Below are 5,853 nucleotides of genomic sequence, written 5' to 3' on the forward strand. Positions count from 1 at the left end.
GCTACGCCCTTCGCGCCTTATGAGTTCGATCACAAGAAGCGAAAGGAGGTCACAGAACAAGGCAAGACATACACTTATCCACAGTCGACCATTGCTGCGTCGGCTTCCACCCCTGGCTCACGATTCAAGCGGCGCGGTGGCTCAGTTCTACTTCGGCGCGGACACCAATAGGTCTTGAAGCCAGCGGACTCTTCAAGTTGAGCCGATGAGATCCGGTCAGCGTGCTTCCACAAAAGGCGCTGAACATCTCCCAGGTCCTGCTCAGTGCCTTCATACGGGTAAGGGGAAATCACTACGTCTTTGAAGAGGAGCAAATCGCCAAAGGCACGGCGCTCCGCTTCTACGGCGTACTTGACCGGCAACTGCCGCCCCTTCCAGATCAGCCCCTCGCACTCTTGGAGGGTGTGAGCGCCAAGCTTCGCGTCGCCCGATACATACGCCTCATAAGACATATCTAAGAGCTCGCGACAAATCCGGCTCATACGAGCGTCTTTCAGCTTCTTTTCAGCGAAGTGGAAGCCATCCCTTAGGTCTGAGAACTCGCTGTCGAGGCGCGCGCGCTGATCAATCGGCTTCTCATCGACGTCGAAGGAGCGAAAATCATCTGGTGCAAAAAGAAGCACCGTGCTCCATGCGTCGTGATACTGGCCCAATGTCTGGAAGCGAGGTATGGATAGCATGGCAAATCATATTCTCTGGTGCCCAGCGGCTGGTCTGGAGCAAACCGTGCGTCCGCTTGTGGCCGCCTCCCGTCACGTAAGCGGCGTCGCGTTTGGGCCATAGCCTGCGCTAGTTCTGTATAGGCAAGTAGTGGAACGACTGGAAAAATTGATCGATGATTGACTTGCTTGCGATGAATACTGCGTTCGCCCCAGCCGGTCCACCGGTCGAGACAGCAATGCATTGAAGGTTCCAACCGTATCCAGGCGTCTGGGGTAACGCAATTTTCGACTTGTAGTAAGCGGTCGTTGTCCCCTTGGTTTCCGAAGTAGTCGTGATCGCCCAACTCGCACGACTGGTATCGATCATCCCATCGCCGTTCTCTACGATGGTGGGCAACACTCCGTCCATTTGCAGTTGCTCCGCGAACTTTGGAGCACTGAGCGGCGCGCGCGCCTGCAACTCATTGATCTGAGCTTGAGTCATGCTACGAAAACGTTCGGGCAGTTGGTGTTTGTCTATCCTGCAGCGCAAGGCGTTGTTCGCATCGGCGTCTTTCGATGGCTTGAATGCGGCCCAACGGCGTGTGGAATCACCACCCTGAGTGACGATCCACTGCGGAGGAAGAACTACAGCAGCTCCTAGCGCCTTCAAGGTAACTTGTTCTGCCGACGCATTCGTGGCCCAGCAGAAAAGGGCTGCCGCGGCGGTGATCATCAGTCTCATTAAAAATTCCCTCTTGTTCTCACAAAACAATGCACGGGAGGAAGGATATGGGCTGCGAGGCACTACTCACTTATTAGGGGGCAGAAAACTGAATCGACGCCCGTCGCCGACGACGCGACCAGGCCTCCTCGAATGACCGGTTATGGCCGAATGCTGCCTGAAGCGGCGCGAGCATGCACTCGCTTTGCCGCCATCGTGGCGACCTTCCCTGCTGTCCTGCTGGACGCGATCCGTGAGATCGGCTATGGGTCGGGACCAAACACATACGACAACTGCAGCTGCAGCGCATCCTTGGCGATTGGGCGCATAGACTCATCAGATGCCTGAAGACAATCCCAGCGCCCCCCTCCATCTCACCCTGCGCCAAGCCGACGAGTTGGAGCCGGTGGAGGACGACGACCTCACGGACTACCTTGTTGAACTTGCGCCTGAGATCGGCTGGATCATCATCCACTTCAACTCGCTGGAGGACCACGTGTCGGGCTTCATCCGTGAGGCGATCCTCAGGGATGCCTTTCAAGATGAGCGGATGGACGTCTTCTTGGCCGGCATGCTGTTCTCCGCGAAGGTGCGGGCACTTCTGGACCTGTACGGCCAGATGATCGAACACGGGGGTTCAGCCGTGCCCCACGAGGACTTGCGCAAGGTGGACGTCCTGCTCACGGAATGCGCAACTCGCCGCAATGAGTACGCGCACGCGGATTGGATCGGGATGAAACTAGGTGGGTACGTGCGCGTGAAGTCACAGTCGAAGCGCACTGGCATCAGCCATCGGTACAAAAGATACGAATTGACGCGAGTGCAGGCAGACGTGGACTTCATCAGCGCGGCCCGTGACACCCTGTATGAGTTCAACGAGCGCGTCTGGGACCAACTTCGCGCGACAGGAAACGTGCCTGTCGAGCAACGCTGACTTGAGGCCGACGGCCAACTAAGCCGGCTACCCGCAGTGGTGAACAAGGTCACACATAGCCGCGAAGGTCGAGGCCTAGTCTAGTGAAGCAGGCGCGGTATCAAGGAAAGCTTCCGTCCGACCCGCGCATGCTGAGGTTCCCTCAACTCGATGGGAGACCATCATGGGATCAGTAGACACTGCAACCTGCCACGCGCCCTGGAACAAGGGCAAGATCGTCGGCCAGAAGGCACCTTTCAAGCTCAAAGACATCTGGGCACTGCGGGTGCGGCTGCAACTGGAGTGCCGAGTGCGTGAACTCGCTCTCTTCAACTTGGGCTTGGACAGCAAGCTGCGAGGCTGCGATCTTGTCAGCCTGAAAGTCAGGGACGTGTGCCACGGAGAGCAAGTTGCCCCAAGGGCAACAGTGATGCAGCACAAGACGCAGCGTCCGGTGCAGTTCGAGCTCACGCCTGGAACCCGCGAGGCTGTGCAGGCGTGGATCCAGCGCTCCGGACTGCGATCGGACGACTTCCTTTTCCCGAGCCGAATGCACGACTCGCCGCACCTCGGCACCCGGCAGTACGCCCGGATTCTTGGTGGCTGGGTCAGAGAGCTTGGCTTGGACCCTACCGACTACGGAACGCACTCGATGCGACGGACAAAGGCGACGCTGATCTACCGGCGGACGAGGAACCTCCGCGCGGTGCAGTTGCTGCTCGGGCACTCCAAGCTCGAGTCGACCGTCAGATACCTGGGCATCGAGGTGGATGACGCCCTGGAGATTTCAGAACAGACGGAAATTTGAACGAGCGTCGATTGAGCGGCGCAAGTCCGTCCGCCTTGCTGCGGCAGTGAGGCGGATCGATGCACCGTCGGATGGCTCGATTGCAACGCACAGCAGTCATTCAGCAGGCCGCGCCGACTGACTGCTGCCAGTCTGCACCCGTCGGTTGGCATCCTCGTCTGCGTCAGCTTTGCCTCACTTCTAGCAACCCCTTATTTTACCCGGATAAAACTTCGCGCGAAAGTTGAATGGCGCGTTCACTAATCTTCACCGGCGTTCCGCAGGTGGCGTTGCACAGCCAACTCAGCCCCAGCCTTGAAACGTCATCGATTGCCCTTATGATTAGCACTCGCTGCTGACGAGTGCTAACAACGGCCTCGCTTCCAGTCGATGGGCTGCCAGACCTGCCGGTCCGGCGTCCGACCACAAACCCGTTTCTTATCCATACATCCAGGAGATGCAATGAAACTTCGTCCTTTGGCCGATCGCGTGATCGTCAAGCGTGTTGACAGCGAAACCAAGACTGCCTCCGGCATCGTCATCCCCGACGCAGCCGCCGAGAAGCCCGATCAGGGTGAAGTCCTGGCCGTGGGCCCGGGCAAGCGCAACGACAAGGGCGAGCTGGCCGCACTGACCGTCAAGGTCGGCGACCGCGTCCTGTTCGGCAAGTACAGCGGCCAGACCGTCAAGGTCGGCGGCGACGAACTGCTGGTCATGAAGGAAGACGACCTGTTCGCGGTCGTCGAGAAGTAATTCAAACATCCCATTCGGAGTAATAAAACATGGCAGCAAAAGACGTAGTCTTCGGCGGTGAAGCCCGCGCACGCATGGTCGAGGGTGTGAACATCCTGGCCAACGCAGTCAAGGTCACCCTGGGCCCCAAGGGCCGCAACGTGGTGCTCGAGCGCTCGTTCGGCGCCCCCACCGTCACCAAGGACGGCGTGTCGGTGGCCAAGGAAATCGAACTGAAGGACAAGCTGCAGAACATGGGCGCCCAGCTCGTGAAGGAAGTGGCCTCCAAGACCAGCGACAACGCTGGTGACGGCACCACGACCGCTACCGTGCTGGCTCAAGCCATCGTTCGCGAAGGCTTCAAGTACGTGGCCGCGGGCATCAACCCGATGGACCTGAAGCGCGGCATCGACAAGGCCGTGACGGCCCTGGTCGAAGAGCTGAAGAAGGCCTCGAAGCCCACCACCACGTCGAAGGAAATCGCTCAAGTCGGCTCGATCTCGGCCAACAGCGACGAAACCATCGGCAAGCTCATCGCCGACGCGATGGACAAGGTCGGCAAGGAAGGCGTGATCACTGTCGAAGACGGCAAGTCGCTGGAAAGCGAACTCGACGTCGTCGAAGGCATGCAGTTCGACCGCGGCTACCTGTCGCCCTACTTCATCAACAACCCCGAGAAGCAATCGGCGCTGCTGGACAACCCCTTCGTGCTGCTGTTCGACAAGAAGATCAGCAACATCCGCGACCTGCTCCCCACGCTGGAACAAGTCGCCAAGGCCGGCCGTCCGCTGCTGATCATTGCCGAAGAAGTCGAAGGCGAAGCCCTGGCTACGCTGGTCGTGAACACGATCCGCGGCATCCTGAAGGTCGTGGCCGTCAAGGCTCCTGGCTTCGGCGACCGCCGCAAGGCCATGCTGGAAGACATCGCCATCCTGACGGGCGGCAAGGTCATCGCTGAAGAAGTGGGCCTGACGCTCGAAAAGGTGACGCTGGCCGACCTGGGCCAAGCCAAGCGCATCGAAGTGGGCAAGGAAAACACCATCATCATCGACGGCGCCGGCGCTGCTGCCGACATCGAAGCCCGCGTGAAGCAAGTGCGCGTGCAGATCGAGGAAGCCACGAGCGACTACGACCGTGAAAAGCTGCAAGAGCGCGTGGCCAAGCTGGCCGGCGGTGTTGCCGTGATCAAGGTTGGCGCCGCCACCGAAGTCGAAATGAAGGAAAAGAAGGCTCGCGTCGAAGACGCCCTGCACGCTACCCGCGCCGCAGTGGAAGAAGGCGTAGTGGCCGGCGGCGGCGTGGCTCTGCTGCGTGCCAAGCAAGCCGTGGGCGACAAGGTCAAGGGCGACAACGCCGATCAGGACGCCGGCATCAAGCTGGTGCTGAAGGCCATCGAAGCTCCCCTGCGCGAAATCGTGAACAACGCCGGCGGCGAAGCCTCGGTGGTGGTGAACGCGGTTCTGGCCGGCAAGGGCAACTACGGCTTCAATGCCGCCAACGACACGTACGGCGACATGCTCGAGCTGGGCATCCTGGATCCGACGAAGGTCACCCGCACCGCACTGCAGAACGCCGCTTCGGTGTCCTCGCTGCTGCTGACGACCGAAGCCATGGTGGCTGACGCTCCGAAGGACGACGCTCCTGCCGGCGGCGGCATGCCCGACATGGGTGGCATGGGCGGTATGGGCGGCATGGGCATGTAATTGCTCGCCCCCAGGCTGCGCGGCACTTCGTGTCCGCTACGCCTACCCCCTACCGGGGGCGACACCTGCGGACCGGCAGAGCCGGATCCGCGGTGTCTCGCGAAATGAAAGAAGCCCGGCTTGCGCCGGGCTTCAGACTGCTGACGAACCCCCCGTTTTCTGGAACGCGGGGTTTTTTCTTTCAGGTGAAGCTGATTTCGCGACGATGGGGCCACAGCCCAGCGACAGCGACCAAGTAGCGCTCCAAGAGCCTTTTCATGGCTGCGCAGCGCCTGACGCGACATAAAAGCGCCCTCATGCGCGCCAGCAGCAGCGCGATCTTCTTGATGTTCTGCGCGGCCGCGGCCAGCAGG

At 60.2% G+C, this 5,853-nt stretch carries 6 protein-coding genes; 4 read left to right on the plus strand and 2 right to left on the minus strand.

Annotated elements, in window-relative coordinates:
- Positions 1–74: 74 nt before the first annotated feature.
- Together QMO14_RS32550 and QMO14_RS32555 are read right to left on the minus strand one after the other, a co-directional pair.
- Positions 75–680: a hypothetical protein gene (locus QMO14_RS32550; RefSeq protein ID WP_301512235.1), complete on the minus strand. Its 606-nt coding sequence runs from the start codon at positions 678–680 to the stop codon at positions 75–77.
- Between the two features lie 109 nt (positions 681–789).
- Positions 790–1,386, minus strand: a complete 597-nt coding sequence (locus tag QMO14_RS32555) for a hypothetical protein (protein ID WP_301512236.1) — start codon at positions 1,384–1,386, stop codon at positions 790–792.
- 319 nt (positions 1,387–1,705) lie between these two features.
- Here QMO14_RS32555 and QMO14_RS32560 point away from each other — a divergent pair, with 319 nt between their 5' ends.
- The 4 genes from QMO14_RS32560 to groL all read left to right on the plus strand — a co-directional run bounded on the left by QMO14_RS32560 (position 1,706) and on the right by groL (position 5,500).
- Positions 1,706–2,299, plus strand: coding sequence for a hypothetical protein (locus QMO14_RS32560; RefSeq protein WP_301512238.1), 594 nt, complete (start codon positions 1,706–1,708; stop codon positions 2,297–2,299).
- 163 nt (positions 2,300–2,462) lie between these two features.
- The gene (locus tag QMO14_RS32565; RefSeq protein ID WP_301512240.1) at positions 2,463–3,086 is read left to right on the plus strand and encodes a tyrosine-type recombinase/integrase; all 624 of its coding nucleotides are present in this window, start codon (positions 2,463–2,465) and stop codon (positions 3,084–3,086) included.
- A gap of 441 nt (positions 3,087–3,527) precedes the next feature.
- A complete protein-coding gene (locus tag QMO14_RS32570) occupies positions 3,528–3,818 on the plus strand; it encodes a co-chaperone GroES (protein WP_007835162.1) in 291 nt (96 codons plus the stop codon).
- Positions 3,819–3,847: 29 nt separating this feature from the next.
- The gene (groL, locus tag QMO14_RS32575) at positions 3,848–5,500 is read left to right on the plus strand and encodes a chaperonin GroEL (protein WP_093376646.1); all 1,653 of its coding nucleotides are present in this window, start codon (positions 3,848–3,850) and stop codon (positions 5,498–5,500) included.
- Positions 5,501–5,853 lie beyond the last annotated feature (353 nt).

Source organism: Variovorax sp. CAN15 (assembly GCF_030462475.1).
In the GTDB taxonomy this organism is placed as follows: domain Bacteria; phylum Pseudomonadota; class Gammaproteobacteria; order Burkholderiales; family Burkholderiaceae_C; genus Variovorax.